The 15,334-nt window shown below is 65.7% G+C and carries 10 protein-coding genes; 5 read left to right on the top strand and 5 right to left on the bottom strand.

The features are described 5' to 3' along the window. Window positions 1-62: 62 nt before the first annotated feature. The 5 genes from ABIC94_RS11310 to ABIC94_RS11290 form a co-directional block, all read right to left on the bottom strand. A complete protein-coding gene (locus tag ABIC94_RS11310) occupies window positions 63-806 on the bottom strand; it encodes a mechanosensitive ion channel family protein (RefSeq protein WP_354373107.1) in 744 nt (247 codons plus the stop codon). A 76-nt stretch (window positions 807-882) separates the two neighbouring features. Beyond that, entirely contained in the window at window positions 883-4,212 is a 3,330-nt protein-coding gene (gene treS, locus ABIC94_RS11305; RefSeq protein ID WP_354373106.1) for a maltose alpha-D-glucosyltransferase, read from the bottom strand. A 10-nt stretch (window positions 4,213-4,222) separates the two neighbouring features. Next, window positions 4,223-6,274, bottom strand: a complete 2,052-nt coding sequence (locus ABIC94_RS11300) for an alpha-1,4-glucan--maltose-1-phosphate maltosyltransferase (RefSeq protein WP_354373105.1) — start codon at window positions 6,272-6,274, stop codon at window positions 4,223-4,225. Next, window positions 6,271-8,169, bottom strand: coding sequence for a 1,4-alpha-glucan branching protein GlgB (gene glgB, locus ABIC94_RS11295; RefSeq protein WP_354373104.1), 1,899 nt, complete (start codon window positions 8,167-8,169; stop codon window positions 6,271-6,273). Before glgB ends, ABIC94_RS11300 begins: the two co-directional genes overlap by 4 nt. Window positions 8,170-8,363: 194 nt before the next feature. Beyond that, complete coding sequence (locus ABIC94_RS11290) at window positions 8,364-8,693, bottom strand: hypothetical protein (protein WP_354373103.1); 330 nt, start codon at window positions 8,691-8,693, stop codon at window positions 8,364-8,366. A gap of 305 nt (window positions 8,694-8,998) precedes the next feature. On the opposite strand from ABIC94_RS11290, the gene ABIC94_RS11285 reads away from it, so the two are divergent. The 5 genes from ABIC94_RS11285 (at window position 8,999) to ABIC94_RS11265 (ending at window position 15,293) form a co-directional block, all read left to right on the top strand. Then, a complete protein-coding gene (locus ABIC94_RS11285; protein ID WP_354373102.1) occupies window positions 8,999-9,436 on the top strand; it encodes an Hsp20/alpha crystallin family protein in 438 nt (145 codons plus the stop codon). Window positions 9,437-9,459: 23 nt separating this feature from the next. Continuing rightward, window positions 9,460-9,873, top strand: coding sequence for an Hsp20/alpha crystallin family protein (locus ABIC94_RS11280; protein ID WP_354373101.1), 414 nt, complete (start codon window positions 9,460-9,462; stop codon window positions 9,871-9,873). A gap of 141 nt (window positions 9,874-10,014) precedes the next feature. Beyond that, entirely contained in the window at window positions 10,015-10,695 is a 681-nt protein-coding gene (locus ABIC94_RS11275) for a phosphoribosyltransferase (protein ID WP_354373100.1), read from the top strand. 12 nt (window positions 10,696-10,707) lie between these two features. Further along, the gene (locus ABIC94_RS11270) at window positions 10,708-12,054 is read left to right on the top strand and encodes an erythromycin esterase family protein (RefSeq protein ID WP_354373099.1); all 1,347 of its coding nucleotides are present in this window, start codon (window positions 10,708-10,710) and stop codon (window positions 12,052-12,054) included. 158 nt (window positions 12,055-12,212) lie between these two features. After that, window positions 12,213-15,293, top strand: coding sequence for a PAS domain-containing protein (locus ABIC94_RS11265; RefSeq protein ID WP_436317986.1), 3,081 nt, complete (start codon window positions 12,213-12,215; stop codon window positions 15,291-15,293). The last annotated feature ends 41 nt before the right edge of the window (window positions 15,294-15,334 follow it).

The following is a 15,334-nucleotide window of genomic DNA, read 5'->3' as shown; positions in this document are numbered from 1 at the left end:
AGTCGTATGTGGGAGAAAAGAACCGGGTGGAAAAGAGAAAGAAAGAAGGTCAGCAGCGAAAGTCAGCGCGGCGGCCGGTCGTCGGGCGGGCTGCCCTTGTTGACACTTCCCCCGGTACCGCCGTGGGGCTCGTTCTTCTTCGGCAAGCGGGGCCACCAGCGCTCGATCTGCTCCGCGGCCCAGTCCTTGCCGGCGAGCCCGAAAGCCAGGGCCAGCGCAAAGACCACGCCCGCCAGCACCACCAGGAAGCTCTCGCGCACGATGTCGCCGCCCACCTTGATCTGGTCCAGCGCAATCAGGATGACGAAGGCCATGACCGCATAGCGTGCGATCTGCCCCAGCAGCACGGCGTCCCGCAGTTGCGCGCCGCGAAAGTAGCTCGACACCGCCTCTCCCACGAAGCGGGCGAAATACGAACCGAAGGCAAGCACCAGCAAGGCGATGAAAAGATTCGGCACGAACCACACCATGCGCCCGAGCAGGTCGGCGATGTAGCTCAGGCCCAGGCCGTTGAACGCCACCAGCAGCGCCGCCAGAATGACCAGCCAGTAGGCCAGCACGCCGAAGAGGCTGCTGGTGTCTCCGCCCCATCCGCCCTGGCGCAGGAAGTTGTCCAGCCCCGCGCGCTCGGTCAGCACGTTGAAATTGATGGCGCGCAACGCCTTGGTGACGGCAAAGCGCACCGTTTTGGCGACAAGCCAGCCGGCGAGCACCACCACGAGTGCGATGGCCAGGCGCGGCACGAAGGCCCCGACCTGGTAGAGCATCGCGTTCAGCGGCTCCAGGTGAATGCCAAATCGGTCCATGAGTCTCTCCGGTGCGTGATTGCGGTTGCGGACAAAAGCGGCGAATGCGGCGAATGCGGCGAATGCGGTGCAAGCATCAACCGGACCGCTCCGCCTGCAGGAGCGCGAGCACGCCGTTCAGCGGTACTTGCGCCCAGTCGGCGCGGTTGTTGAGCTCGTAGCGCAGCTCATACAGCGCCTTCTCGAGTTCGAACAGCGTGAGCAGTTCGGTGTCGATGCGTGCACTGCCCTCGCCTGCAATCGCCTGCGTGTAGCCGTCCATGAAGGCCTGGCGCGACGCCTGCTCCCAGGCCGCGGCCGGCGGCGCCAGATAGGCGGCCTCTTCCACGCTCTGCGCCACGCGCCGCAGGGCCGACCAGCGTGCGTAGTTGAAAGAGCGCAGCATGCCGGCCACGTCGCGCAACGGCGAGCCCTTGGTGCGGCGCTCGTCGAAGCCGCGTGCCGGCTCGCCTTCGAAATCGATGATGACGAAATCGTTGTCCCGCACCAGCACCTGCCCAAGGTGGAAGTCGCCGTGGTAGCGGCTCTTGATGCCGCCCTGCGCTTGCGGCCTGCGCGCCGCAATGGAAGCTTGCAGCGCGTCTTCCATGGTGAGGAGCGCCTGACCGTCGATCTGTGCCGGGGCCGGCAACTGGCCGAGCCTTTCGCGCAGCAGCGAGAGCGTCGAAGTCACGTCGGACCGGGCCTGCGCCACATAGCGGGCGATGTCGTCGGCCAGCAGCGGCTCGGGTTCGAATGCCGCAGCACCGGTGCGCATCGCCAGCGCCTCGTGCAGCTCGGCCGTGCGCCGGCCCAGCGTGGCCATGAGCGCAAGGAAGCCGCCGTGCACGGCCAGCGGGTCAGGCAGCGTTCCATCGGTGGTGGCGAAATCGCGCAGGAACCGCTCCAGGTAGCCGAGCGTGTGGTCCCAGCCGTCGCCCTGGTTGGACACATACGACTGGACCATGGCCAACGTCATGGTGCGCCCATCGTTGGCGGTGTATTCGAGCGCGCCCAGCACCGGAACGCAATGCGGATAGTGCGCAACCTCGGTCAGGAAGCGGCCCATCTCCAACTCGGGGTTCAGGCCTTCGCGCAGGTGCCGGTAGCCCTTGAGGAACAGGGTTTCGTCCAGCGTGACCACCGTGTTGCTGCTTACGCCGCTCGGCCGGCCGACCGACAGGCTGGCGATGTCGGCCTCGATGGCCGCAAACGCCGCCGTCGCGCGGAACCGCAGCCGCCCATGTGCGGTTTCCAGCTCCATCCCATCGCGGATGGCCTGCAGCAGCGCGCGGCAGAAGGCTTCGTCGTAGAAGGCGTCGCCCATCAGGCCCACCTGCGCCTGCTGCCGCACCTTGGCGACCGCGGCCTGCGCCACGCCGGCCATGCGCTCTTCGTCGCGCTCTTCCCAGGCCAGCGCCAGGGGCATGAAATAGGTGGCGCCGCCGGGCGGGCCGTCAAGCTCCAGCAAGGGCAGCATCCAGCTCAGCGAACCGGCTTCCCACACGGCGTGGTCCGCCAGGCGCGCACGTTCGATGGTCGTTCCCTTCGACGCATACCAGCGCTGGATCTCGATGTGGCGCGGCAGCACCTCCTGCTCGAACTGCGCACGCATGCGCTCGGACATGCCGATGCGCCACGGCATGACGCGGTCGCGGAAGAAGCTGATCCAGCCGTCGAACAGCACCAGCGTGGGCCACTCCTGCAGCGCCACGCCCTCCTGGTGCCAGCTCGGCATTTCGGCGTCGGAGGTGAGCCTGAACCAGTAGAAGCCGTACGAAGCCAGCGTGAGCAGATACGGCAGCTCGCCGATGGGCGGAAAGGGCGCGCGGCCCAGCATCTCGATGGGCACGCGGCCCTTGAAGGCCGAGAGGTCCAACTCCACCGGCTGCGCGGCGCGCGACAGGTTGAACACCGTCAGGATGATGTCGTCGCCGTACTCGCTCAGGTAGGCCAGGATCTTTCGGTTGCCCGGCTTCAGAAAGCGCCGCTTGCCGCGGCCGAAGGCATGGCTGGTCTTGCGCACGGCCAGCATGCGCTTGGTCCAGTTGAGCAGCGAACTGCTGTCGCGCGCCTGCGCCTCCACGTTGAGCGCCTCGTAGCCGAACATCGGGTCCATGATGGGCTGCAGGTACAGCCGCTGCGGGTCAGCGCGCGAAAAGCCGGCGTTGCGGTCCGGGCTCCATTGCATGGGGGTGCGCACGCCGTTGCGGTCGCCCACGAACACGTTGTCGCCCATGCCGATCTCGTCGCCGTAGTAGATGATGGGCGAGCCCGGCATCGACAGCAGCATGCCGTTCATGAGCTTGACTCGGTCGACGTCGTTCTCCATCAGCGGCGCCAGCCGCCGCCGTATGCCCAGGTTGATGCGCGCGCGCAAGTCGGCGGCATACATGGTGTACATGTAGTCGCGCTCCTTGCTGGTCACCATCTCGAGCGTGAGCTCGTCGTGGTTGCGCAAGAAGATGGCCCACTGGCAGCCCTCGGGAATGTCCGGCGTCTGCTGCATGATCTCGACGATGGGGTGCCGGTCTTCCTGCGCAATGGCCATGTACATGCGCGGCATCAGCGGAAAGTGGTACGCCATGTGGCATTCGTCGCCGTCGCCGAAATACTCGCGCACATCCTCCGGCCACATGTTGGCCTCGGCCAGCAGGAAGCGGTTCTTGTACTGCGCATCGATGGCGGCGCGCACCTTCTTGATCACCGCGTGGGTCTCGGGCAGGTTCTCGTTGCTGGTGCCATCGCGCTCCACCAGGTAGGGAATGGCGTCGAGCCGGAAGCCGTCCACGCCCATGTCGAGCCAGAAGCGCATCACCTTGAAGATGGCCTCCAGCACGGCGGGGTTGTCGAAGTTCAGGTCCGGCTGGTGGCTGAAGAAGCGATGCCAGTAGTAGGCCTTGGCCACCGGGTCCCAGGCCCAGTTCGAGGTCTCCGTGTCGGTGAAGATGATGCGCGTGCCCTGGTAGATCTGGTCGGTGTCGCTCCACACGTAGAAGTCGCGCTCGGGCGAGCCGGGCGGGGCGCGGCGCGCGGCCTGGAACCAGGAATGGTCGCTCGAGGTGTGGTTGATGACCAGCTCGGTAATCACCCGCAGCCCGCGTTCGTGCGCGGCGTCGAGCATCTCGCGGAAGTCGTCCAGCGTGCCGTACTGCGGGTTCACGTCTTCGTAGGCGGAGATGTCGTAGCCATCGTCGCGCAGCGGCGAGGGATAGAACGGCATCAGCCAGATGGTGTTGACGCCCAGCTCCTTCACGTAGTCGAGCTTGGCCGTCACGCCCTTGAAGTCGCCGATGCCGTCGTTGTTGGAATCGAAAAACGCCTTGACGTTGAGCTGGTAGATCACCGCGTCCCGGTACCACAGCGGATCGTCGCTGATGTCGATCTCGACCGTTTCAAGCGCAATGTGGGAGACAGGTGCATTCATGGGCGCGGCCTTACAGGAAATAGTCGAAGTCGCGCTCGTCGCCATGGCGCCGCCGCACCACGAAGATGTGTGCGGGCACGCTGTGCGGATCGAGCCGGATGAAGTGCCATCCGCCCTGCCAGATGAAGCGCTGCCCGCTCAGCAGGTCGTGCATCTGGAACGCGCGGGTGCGATCGATGCCCACGCTCTGCGGGTCGAATTCGAGCCAGCCCGACTGCACGTTGTGCGGGTCGAGGTTCACCACCGTCACGATCACGTTGTCGCCGCTCTCGGACACCTTGGCATAGGCCAGCAGCTGGTCGTTGTCGATCTGGAGAAACCGCAGGCTGCGGTCCCACTGCAGTGCGGAGTTTTCACGGCGGATGCGGTTCACCCGGGCGATGAACGGCGCCAGGCTGCCGGGGTCGTCGTGGTTCCAGTGGCGCAGCTGGTATTTCTCGGAGTCGAGGTATTCCTCGCTGCCGTGCGTGCGCGGCAGGTGCTCGCGCAGCTCGAAGGCCGGCCCATAGATGCCGTAGTTGGCCGACAGCGTGGCGGCGAGCACCAGCCGCGCCATGTACACGGAAGGTTCCCCGCCCTGCAGCTGCTCGTGCAGGATGTCGGGCGTGTTCGGCCACACGTTGGGCCTGAAGTAGTCGATGCCGGGCGCGGTGGAAAGCTCGGTGAAGTACTCGGTCAGCTCCTGCTTGGTATTGCGCCATGTGAAGTAGGTGTACGACTGCGAAAAGCCGAGCTTCGCCAGCCGATGCATCACCTTGGGCCGCGTGAAGGCCTCGGCAAGAAAGATCGCCTCCGGGTGCTCGCGCCGGATTTCCCCTATCGCCCATTCCCAGAACGGAAAGGCCTTGGTGTGCGGGTTGTCGACGCGGAAGATGCGCACGCCCTCGCCTATCCAGTGCTCGATGACGCTGCGCAGCTCTGCCCACAGGCCTCGCCAGTCTTCGCTCTCGAAGTTGAAGGGGTAGATGTCCTGGTACTTCTTGGGCGGGTTCTCCGCGTATTGCACGCTGCCGTCGGGACGCCAGCGAAACCAGTCGGGGTGCGCCTTCACGTAGGGGTGGTCGGGCGCGCACTGGAATGCGATGTCCAGCGCAATCTCGAGCCCGTGCGCCGCGGCCTGTGCGTAGAGATGGCGAAAGTCTTCCGCCGTGCCGAGGGCCGGCAGAATGGCCTTGTGGCCGCCCTCCGCCGCGCCGATGGCCCAGGGGCTGCCGACATCGTCGGGGCCGCTGGCCAGCGCGTTGTTCGGCCCCTTGCGCTGCACGCGGCCGACGGGGTGAATCGGCGGAAAGTAGAGCACGTCGAAACCCATGGCCGCGATGGCCGGCAGGCGGGCTTCCACGTCCTTGAAGGTGCCGTGCACCCCGGGCGTCGGGCTCGCCGAACGCGGGAAGAGTTCGTACCAGGTGCTGAAGCGCGCGCGTTCGCGCTCGGCCTCCAGCGGCAGCTCGACCGGGTAGCGCACCTCGTGCCGGCGGTCGGGGTGGCGGCGCGCGAGCATGGCAAGCTCTTCGTCCAGCGCCAATGCCTTGAGGGTCGACACCTCCGTGGCGGGATGGGCTGCAACGGCATCGAGCTCGGTGGCCCAGCGTGCAAGCGCCTGCCGGTCCGCGCCTTCGGCCCGCTCGGCGGCCGCAGCCACCTCGAGTGCGCCCACCTGCGATGCAATGCGCACGTCGTCGGCCTCGACGCGGCGCGCCATCTCGCTGCGCCACGATTCGAAGGGGTCGACCCACGCCACCACGGTGTAGAAGTAGCGCCCGAGCGCGGGCGGCGAGAAGGCGGCTTCCCACACGTCGTTGACGAGCAGCTTCATCGGCACCTCGCGAAACTCGGTCTTGTCGTGCGCGCGCCAGCACAGCTGCACGCGCAGCACGTCGTGGCCGTCGGTAAAGCAATGCGCCTTCACGCGCACCATTTCTCCCACGATGCATTTGACCGGGAAGCGGCCGTTGTCCACCGAAGGCAGGACGGTGTCGATCACCGCGCGCCGGTCGCCGTGGGGCGCATCGGGCATTCTGGAAGCTACGGGCGTCTGCGGAATGGCGAACAGTTTTTTCATGATGGCCGGTGTTCGAGAATCAGCGTGGAGAGCGGCGGCAAGGTCATGCACACAGACTGCATGCGGCCATGCGCGCGCACCGGTGCGGACTCGACGCCGCCCAGATTGCCCCAGCCTGAACCGCCGAACTCCACCGCGTCGGTGTTGATGAGTTCGTGCCAGGAGCCGCCCTGCGGCACGCCCAGCAGGTAGTTGGTGCGCGGCACCGGCGTCATGTTGCTGACCACCAGCAGCGGCGGATGTCCGTCACGCGCCTTGCGCACGAAAGCGAACACGCTGCGCTCGGCGTCGTCCGCCACGACCCATTCGAAGCCCGAGGCGGTGAAGTCCTGTTGGTAGAGCGCGGGTGCGCCGCGGTACACCCGGTTGAGCTGCGCAACCAGCCGCTGCAACCCCGAGTGCCCTTCGAGATCGCATACCCACCACTCGAGTTCGCCGTCGTGCGTCCATTCGCGCCGCTGCCCGAACTCGCCGCCCATGAACAGCAGCTTCTTGCCGGGGTGTGCCCACATGAACCCGAACAACGCGCGCAGGTTGGCGAACTGCTGCCAAGGGTCGCCAGGCATCTTGCCGAGCAGCGAGCCCTTGCCGTGCACCACCTCGTCGTGCGAGAGCGGAAGCACGAAGTTCTCGTGAAACGCATACACCAGCGAGAACGTCATCTTGTGATGGTGGTGCTTGCGGTGGACGGGCTCTTCCTTCATGTAGGCGAGCACGTCGTGCATCCAGCCCATGTTCCATTTCTCGCCGAAACCCAGGCCGTCCATGTCCGTTGGGCGGGAGACGCGCGGCCACGCGGTCGACTCCTCGGCCACGGTGATGGCGTCGGGGTGCTCGCGGTAGACGGCGCGGTTCAGCGTTTGCAGGAAATCGATGGCCTCGAGGTTCTCGCGGCCGCCGTGCCGGTTGGGAATCCACTCGCCGTGCTTGCGCGCGTAGTCGAGGTACAGCATCGACGCCACCGCATCGACCCGCAGCCCGTCGAGGTGGTAGCGGTCGAGCCAGAAGAGCCCCGACGACACCAGAAAGCTGCGCACTTCCGGCCGGCCGTAGTTGAAGATGCTCGAATTCCACTCCGGGTGAAAGCCCTGCCGCGGATCGGCATGCTCATAAAGGTGCGTACCGTCGAAATACGCGAGCCCGTGCTCGTCGGTGGGAAAGTGCGAAGGCACCCAGTCGAGCAGCACGCCGATGCCGTTCTGGTGCAGGTGATCGACCAGGTACATGAAGTCCTGCGGCGATCCGAAACGCGCCGTGGGCGCGAAGTAGCCGGTGGTCTGGTAACCCCAGGAGCCATAGAACGGGTGCTCCGTCACCGGCATGAGCTCCACGTGCGTGAAGCCCATGTGCTTCACGTAGGCCGCGAGTTCATGGGCGATTTCGCGGTAGCCCATGAAAAGGCCGTCACGCCGCCGCCAGGAGCCCAGGTGCACCTCGTAGACGGACATCGGCGCGTCGAGCGCGTTGCGCGCTCCGCGCGTGGCCATCCATTCGGCGTCGTTCCATGCGTAGGAAAGTTCACAGATGCGCGAGGCCGTGGCGGGCGGGTGTTCGGCGCAGAACGCGAAGGGGTCGGCCTTGTCGACCACATAGCCCCCGTGGCGCGAGCGGATGCGGTACTTGTAGGCCTGACCGGGCGCCGCGTGGGACGCGTGGCCCTGCCAGATGCCCGTGCCGTCCGGCGACGGTGCCAGCGGGTCGGCATCGCCGGACCAATGGTTCCAGTCGCCGACCACCGCAACCGACTCCGCGTTGGGCGCCCACACCGCGAACCGGGCGCCACCCTCTTTCGATGGATGGCAACCCAGAAGGTCGTACAAGCGGGAATGCGTTCCTTCGCGGAACAGATAGGCGTCTTGCGCCTCGGGTTCCGATAGCGGCTGGGTCAGTGGCACCAGTGTTCCTTGCTTGCATGAAGGCCAGCGACCGGGTGTCCAACGGAACACGCTTTCGGCATCTACAAGCCCTGAGCACACAATTTGCAAAGAATTCGGGCTCAGCGGGTAAGGCTTAAACCGCCTTGCGGTGTCGGAGAGTTCCCCGTAACTCGATGAGGGACAAAAATAGCCGCGCCGTGCGCGCGGCTATTTCAGGCCGCGAACGAGGGGGCCGACACCGAGGTTTGCGAGGTTTGCGCGCCCGCCGATCTGGAATAGGCGCGCCGGGAAAAGTCATCCACGGTCAGAACGATGGGCCGTTTCGGATTGGCGCGGTACCTCTGGAGCGCGGCAGCACCGATGACATCGAAGTGCGTCCTGCATATTTCAAGCAACCGGTCGCCGAGTTCTCCGGTTCCGAACACGTCGTGCAGCGTTTCTTCCGAAATCTGCGCGATGATCCGCGCGCCGTCGGGTCCGTCGGGGTAGATCGCAAAACGGACGGCGGCCGTGTCAAAGCAGTAAATGCCTTCGAAGTCCATGTCTGTCTCCTGATGAATTTTTCGCTTGCGTGAGCGAATCGGATTCAGCACGGAACCATGCATCCGGCGGCATGGATTTCCGCGCATGTTCCGGAAGGATGCGGCCTACAGGCCTCGAGGGGAACGGGAATCGTGGCCTCGCGGGTAAGACTTGCTGCAATGCATTTCTGAAGCACTTTTCGCCGGGCCGGCCCTGCAAAAAACCCCCTCTTGAAAACGCGCCGGCAGCGCCTATTTCGCTGATCGGAAGCGCTGGAGAGGCCTCCGGCGCTCCGTTCATCAACGTTCGAATGGAGGTTTTCGCCATGTACCGATCCTTGTTTCCGCGCGACATGTTCGCCGAGATGGATCGCCTGCAGCGCGAGATGCAGCAGGCCTTCGATCTGTCTCCGACCATCCGCGGCTTCGGCCGCAACGGCTTCCCTGCACTGAACGTCGGCGGTACGCCGCAGACCGTGGAGATCTACGCGTTTGCGCCCGGTGTCGAGCCGTCCAGCCTGGAAGTCCACCTGGAGCGCGGCCTCCTCACCATCGCCGGCAAGCGCGGCAATGCGCTGCCCGAGGGCGATGCCAAGGCGGCCGTTCACATCAACGAGCGCTTCGAGGGCGCATTCCGCCGGGTGCTGACCTTGCCCGACGATGCCGACCCCGACGCGGTACAGGCCAAGTACCGCGACGGCGTACTGCACATCACCGTGCAGCGCCGCGCTTCGTCGCAGCCCCGGCGCATTGCCGTTCAGTGAAACAGAAGAAAGGAGAGACGATCATGAACAGCACCACATCGCCTCGCGTCGCCGAATCGCAGGAGCTCGCCCGGAAAGACGGGGCGCGCTATCCGCGCTACAGCGACGCAGCCCTGACGCCCCCGGTAGACGTGATCGAGGACAGCGGCGGCATCACGCTCTTCGCCGACCTGCCCGGTGTCTCGCGCGAGAAGCTCGGCCTGCACGTTGCCTCCGACACGCTGACCATCGAGGCCGAGTCCGACCTGGGGGTGCCGCAGGGCCTGGAATCCAGCCATACGGAAGTGGGCCTGGGCCGCTTCCGCCGCGTGTTCACCCTGAGCAAGGAACTGGACACGGGCGCCATCTCGGCGGAACTCAAGCAGGGTGTGCTGAAGCTGCGCATTCCGAAAGCGGAACACGCCCAGCCGCGGCGCATCGAGATCCAGGCGGCCTGAGCCCGAGAGCAGCCTGGGCAACCGAGATGCGTAAGCCGGATGCCTAGCGGAAGCGTTGGCAGAGCACGCCTACGCCGATGTGCGCATCTCCCTACAGCCCCCATGCGCCGGCAAAAATAAGGTGGCCGCAAGGACACCGAAATGGCTTTCGAGTTTTTCAGAGACCGGCAGCATGCGGGCCGCGTGCTCGCTCAAAAGCTGGCCGACCATGCAGACAACCCGGGCGTGATCGTGCTGGCCCTGCCGCGCGGCGGCATGCCGGTGGCCTACGAGGTGGCCCGAGCACTCCACGCACCACTCGATGTGCTGGTGGTGCGCAAGCTGGGCGTTCCGGGACACGAGGAGTACGCCATGGGCGCCATTGCGGGCGGCGGCGAGCGCGTGCTCGACAGCGACCTCGTTCGGGACCTTGGCATCGGTGCCAGGGCGGTCGATGAAGTGGTGCGTGCCGAAGAGCGCGAGCTCGAACGGCGAGAGCACGCCTACCGCGGCGAGCGGCCCGCGCCCGATCTGCGCAGCCGCGTCGTGATCCTCGTCGACGACGGGCTTGCCACGGGCGCGACCATGCGCGTTGCCGTACGCGCCGTGCGCCGGCAGGCGCCTGCCAGCATCGTCGTGGCCGCGCCTGTTGCGTCGCCCGAAGCCTGCGAACTCTTGCGCAGCGAGGCTGACGAAGTGGTTTGCGCCGAAGTACCTGCCGCTTTCCTGGGCGTCGGCCGGTGGTATCTCGATTTTTCGCAGACGAGCGACGAGGAAGTCTGCAGCCTGCTTGAAAAAGCGAGCCGCCGCCGCACGAGGCATCGCCCGCGCTCTCCAGCCTGAGGACCTTGCACGATGAAGCCGTCCCGCATTTCGAAAGAGACGGAAGCGCTGCGCGCCGCGGCTCTCGCGATGGACGGATCCGCGAGCGACCATGACGCCCTGCTCGACCTGATCGGCGATGCGCACTACGTGCTGCTCGGCGAAGCCTCGCACGGCACGCACGAGTTCTACGCCGAGCGCGCGAACATCACGCGGCGCCTGCTGGCCGAGAAGGGCTTCAACGCCGTGGCCATCGAAGGCGACTGGCCCGATGCCTATCGCGTCAACCAGTATGTAAGAGGCCTCGGCGACGATGCCGGCGCATCCGATGCGCTGGCAGGCTTCCGGCGCTTTCCCACCTGGATGTGGCGCAACGAAGATGTCGCGAGCTTCGTCGAATGGCAGCGCGCCTTCAACGACGCCGGGCCGCCGCAGGGGAAAACGGGCTTCTACGGACTCGACCTTTACAGCCTGTTGGGCTCGATAGAAGCCGTGCTCGCATACTTCGACCAGACCGACCCCGATGCGGCAAGGCTCGCGCGCGAACGCTACGGCTGTTTCGACCGCTTCGGCGATCGCGGGCAGGTCTACGGCCTGATGGCCGGCCTCGGCAACGCGCCCTCCTGCCGGCAGGAGGTGGTCGACATGCTGCTCGAAATGCGACGCGCCGCCGGCGAGGCATGGCGCAGCGGCAACACGGCCAACGAGGAAGACGCCTTCAATGCCGAGCAGAACGCACGCCTGATCAAGAATGCCGAGGCGTATTACCGCTCGATGTACCTGAGCGACGTGTCCTCATGGAACCTGCGCGACCGGCACATGGCCGAGACACTGGGCGAGGTCGAGCGCCACCTGTGGCGCGGCAGCGAGCGCCCGAAGATCGTGGTGTGGGCCCACAACTCGCACCTGGGCGACGCGCGGGCCACCGAAATGGGCGAAGAGCGCGGCGAGCTCAACGTGGGCCAACTGGTGCGCGAACGCCAGGGCCGCGACGCGGTGCTGGTGGGCTTTACCACCCACACCGGCACTGTGATGGCGGCCTCCGACTGGGGAGCCGCCGCAGAGCGCAAGCAGGTCGCTCCCTCGCGGCCCGACAGCTACGAGAGCCTCATGCACGAGACCGGGCTAGAGCGCTTCATGCTGCCCCTGCGCGGCGAAGGGAGCCATTTCTTCGCGTTGCAGCAGCAGCGGCTCGAGCGGGCCATCGGCGTCATCTACCGGCCGGAGACCGAACGGCAGAGCCACTACTTCTTCGCGCGCTTGCCGGTGCAGTTCGATGCACTGCTGCACATAGACCGGACCCGCGCGGTCGAGCCTCTGGAGCGCGATGCGGCGCCGAGCGACGCCGAGGTGCCTGAAACCTATCCGTCCGGCAAGTAGCCGCATCGGTTGCCGCGCTCTCGAACGCGGCGAGGCGTGACCGCGCGCCGGCAACGCACCGAGAGACCTATGGGGGATTGCGCGCAGGACCGAAAACCCCGCTTCTGACACACTACGCACGCAACGCGGGGATTCCATCGCAATGCCTGTCCACGCCAATGAACTCATCAGGTCTACGGAACATTCGCATCAGCTTGAATACGCGCCTCGGCCTCGGCGTTGCCGCGGTAGTCCTGGCGGCCACGTTCGCGATTGGCACGGTGGCCCTGCAGCTCGTCAAGGCCAGCATGAAGGCCTCGATCGAAAGCGAAGAGTTCGCGCGGTTGTCGGCCGTTGCAAATACAGTCAATCAAAAGTTCGTCAGCCGGCGCACCTTGCTGGAGACCTTTGCCGACAGCGTGGAGTCGAATGACTTCGCGGATGCGGCGGCGCTGCAAGCCTTCCTCGAAAAGCATCAGTCGCTGCGCAAGGCCTTCAGCAATGTCGCATTCTTCACAGCCGACGGAGACCTGATCGCCAGCCTGACCGGTGCGCAGCAGCCCGGCAGGGTGAGCATCAAGGACCGCCCGTACTTCCAGGAAACGGTCACCTCCAAGACCAGCGTCATCTCCGAGCCTTACCTCAACCGGCTCAGCGGACTGGCACAGGTTGCCGTTACCGAGCCGGTGCTGGACCCCGCTGGCAACGTGAAGTACGTGATCTCGGGCGCCATCAACCTGAAGGAGCGGAACCTCCTGGGCGAACTCTCCGAGGTGAAGTTCGGCGAAACCGGCTATTTGTTCATCACCAGCGCGGACGGCGTGGTCATCGACCATCCGCGCACCGAACTCATCATCAACCAGACGGGCTTGAAGGGCGTCGGCAATCCCGAGATCGACCGCCCGATGGACGGCTACGAAGGCGTGGCCGAAGGCGTCAACCATGCGGGTGTGCACGGCCTGTACGCCTTCAAGCGCATTCAGCAGACGAACTGGATGCTCGGGGCGATGTACCCGAGCGCCGAAGCCTTCGCGGGGATCAATGCCATCGAGCGCGCGGCCTGGGTCGGAGCGCTGGTGCTCGGGGTGCTGGCGGGCGCCGTTGCACTGGCCGTGGTGAGCTGGCAGCTCAGGCCGCTCAAGTATCTGCACCGGCACATGCTGGACGTGGACAACGCTGCACTGGAAAGCGCCGGGCCGCGCACATACGCTCGCGACGAGATCGGCGATCTTGCGCGAACCTTCGACGAGCTGATGCGGCTGCGCAAGTCGAGCGAGAAATTCCTGCGCGACATTACCGACAACCTTCCCGCGATGGTGTCGCACGTGGATGCGCAAGGCCGCTACACCTTCGTGAACGCGCCGCTGTGCAAGAAGCTCGACCGAGGCGCGGCGCAACTCATCGGGCGGACCGCGAAGGTCACCGGCGAAGACGAGGCGCTGGATGCCGCCGTTCGCCGCGTGCTGACGGGCGAAGCCGTGAGCTTCGAAGCCCGGGGCGATGCCCGCCACGGCGAGCAGGACCGCTTCTTTCAGACCGAGCTGATTCCCGACCGCGACCAGGACGGACAGGTTCGCGGCTACTACGCCATGACCTCCGACGTGACCGAGCGCAAGCGCATCGAAATGAGCCTTGCGCACAGCGAGGCACAGGTCCGCATCATTGCGGACAACATCCCTGCACTGGTGTCGCATGTCGATTCGTCGCTGAAATACACCTTCGTCAATGCGAAAGTCAAGGCGCTGCACAAGGGCAGAGCCCTTGTCGGCCAACTGATGCCGGAGGTTCGCGGCCGGGGGGATTTCGCGCTGGTTGCCGACTCTTACCAACGCGCGCTCGCCGGCGAAACGGTGGTCATCGAGAAGTCCGGCGATCCGGCAATAGGCATCGGGGACCGGACATTCAAGGCGCACTACGTCCCCGACAAGGACGCGAACGGCGTGGTGCAAGGCGTGTTCGCCATGACCTTCGACATCACCGACGAAGTGAACATACGCAAGGCCCTGACCGAACAGGAAAAACGGCTGCGCGATGTCACCGACAACATTCCGGCGCTGGTGGGCTACTTCGACACCGACGAAAACTGCCTTTTCGCGAACGTGCGGGCGCGGCGGATGGCCGGCCTGGACGACGGCCCGCTTGCCGGCATCGACCTGCGCCGGGCGGTAGGCGACGTGGTGTACCAGCAGCAGCTGCCCTATCTCTCCATGGTGCGCGAAGGCAACGCGGTGCGGTTTCCGGTGCGGGCGCCGCTGCACGGCAAGACCGGCTACTTTCAGGTCAACCTGATTCCAGACAAGGACCTGGACGGCAAGTTCCTGGGCTTCTATCTCATGACCTTCAACATCACCGCGCTGAAAAAAGCGGAGCTGCGGCAGGCCGAAAGCGAGATGCGGCTGCGCACCATCACCGACAACCTGCCGGCGCTGATCACCTACATCGACCGCGAGGAAAAAATCACCTTCGCGAACGCCACCTACCGCGAATGGCTGGGCGTGGAGCCCACCGCGATATTGGGCCATCACATCAGCGATGTCGCGGGCCCCGAGCTGTATCTTTCGCGCAAGCCCATGATCCAGCGCGCGCTGGCGGGCGAGCGGGTCGAGTTCGAGGCGCAGACCCGGACGAAGGACGGACAGCGCATCACCCGCGTGAGCTATGTGCCCGACACCGGGCCCGACGGCATCACGCGCGGCATCTTTTCGCTGAGCCTCGACATCAGCGCATTGAAGGCGGTGGAGCGCAAGCTGAGCGACCTGGCGCGTGTCGACACGCTCACCGGCCTTGCGAACCGGCTCGCGTTCAACGAGTTCCTGCCCGGCGCCATCGCCCGCGCGCAGCGCACGGAAAGCGCACTGGCGGTGCTGTTTCTCGACGTCGATCACTTCAAGACCATCAACGACACGCTCGGCCATGCGACCGGCGACGGCGTGCTGATGGAATACGCCCGCCGCCTGCTGGCCAGCGTGCGAAACACCGACACCGTGGCACGACTTGCCGGCGACGAGTTCGTGGTGGTGCTGGAAAACCTGCACACGCGGGAAGCCGCCGCGGCCATTGCACGGAAGATCGTCGATCAGATCGGCGGCACGGCATTCGACATCGACGGGCAGGGCCTGCGCGTCACCACCAGCGTCGGCGTGGCGTTTCAGGCGGCAGGCGAAATATCCGCCACGGCTTCGGAGCTGCTGGCGCATGCCGATGCCGCGCTGTACCGCGCAAAGTCCGCGGGGCGCAACACCTTCGGGTTCTCGGATTGATGCGCTTCAAACTGAGAACTTTGGTAGTGATGCCACATGGC

It is taken from the genome of Variovorax paradoxus, assembly GCF_040544635.1.
Taxonomy (GTDB): domain Bacteria; phylum Pseudomonadota; class Gammaproteobacteria; order Burkholderiales; family Burkholderiaceae_C; genus Variovorax; species Variovorax paradoxus_R.
The sequence above is the reverse complement of the archived record's forward strand: the minus strand, read 5'-3'. Positions and strand labels throughout refer to the sequence as shown.

Excerpts from the sequence above, each read along its gene's own strand:
- ABIC94_RS11310 (WP_354373107.1), bottom strand. The coding sequence starts at position 806 with ATGGACCGATTTGGCATTCACCTGGAGCCGCTGAACGCGATGCTCTAC.
- treS (WP_354373106.1), bottom strand. The coding sequence starts at position 4,212 with ATGAATGCACCTGTCTCCCACATTGCGCTTGAAACGGTCGAGATCGAC.
- ABIC94_RS11300 (WP_354373105.1), bottom strand. The coding sequence starts at position 6,274 with ATGAAAAAACTGTTCGCCATTCCGCAGACGCCCGTAGCTTCCAGAATG.
- ABIC94_RS11290 (WP_354373103.1), bottom strand. The coding sequence starts at position 8,693 with ATGGACTTCGAAGGCATTTACTGCTTTGACACGGCCGCCGTCCGTTTT.
- ABIC94_RS11285 (WP_354373102.1), top strand. The coding sequence starts at position 8,999 with ATGTACCGATCCTTGTTTCCGCGCGACATGTTCGCCGAGATGGATCGC.
- ABIC94_RS11280 (WP_354373101.1), top strand. The coding sequence starts at position 9,460 with ATGAACAGCACCACATCGCCTCGCGTCGCCGAATCGCAGGAGCTCGCC.
- ABIC94_RS11275 (WP_354373100.1), top strand. The coding sequence starts at position 10,015 with ATGGCTTTCGAGTTTTTCAGAGACCGGCAGCATGCGGGCCGCGTGCTC.
- ABIC94_RS11270 (WP_354373099.1), top strand. The coding sequence starts at position 10,708 with ATGAAGCCGTCCCGCATTTCGAAAGAGACGGAAGCGCTGCGCGCCGCG.
- ABIC94_RS11265 (WP_436317986.1), top strand. The coding sequence starts at position 12,213 with ATGAACTCATCAGGTCTACGGAACATTCGCATCAGCTTGAATACGCGC.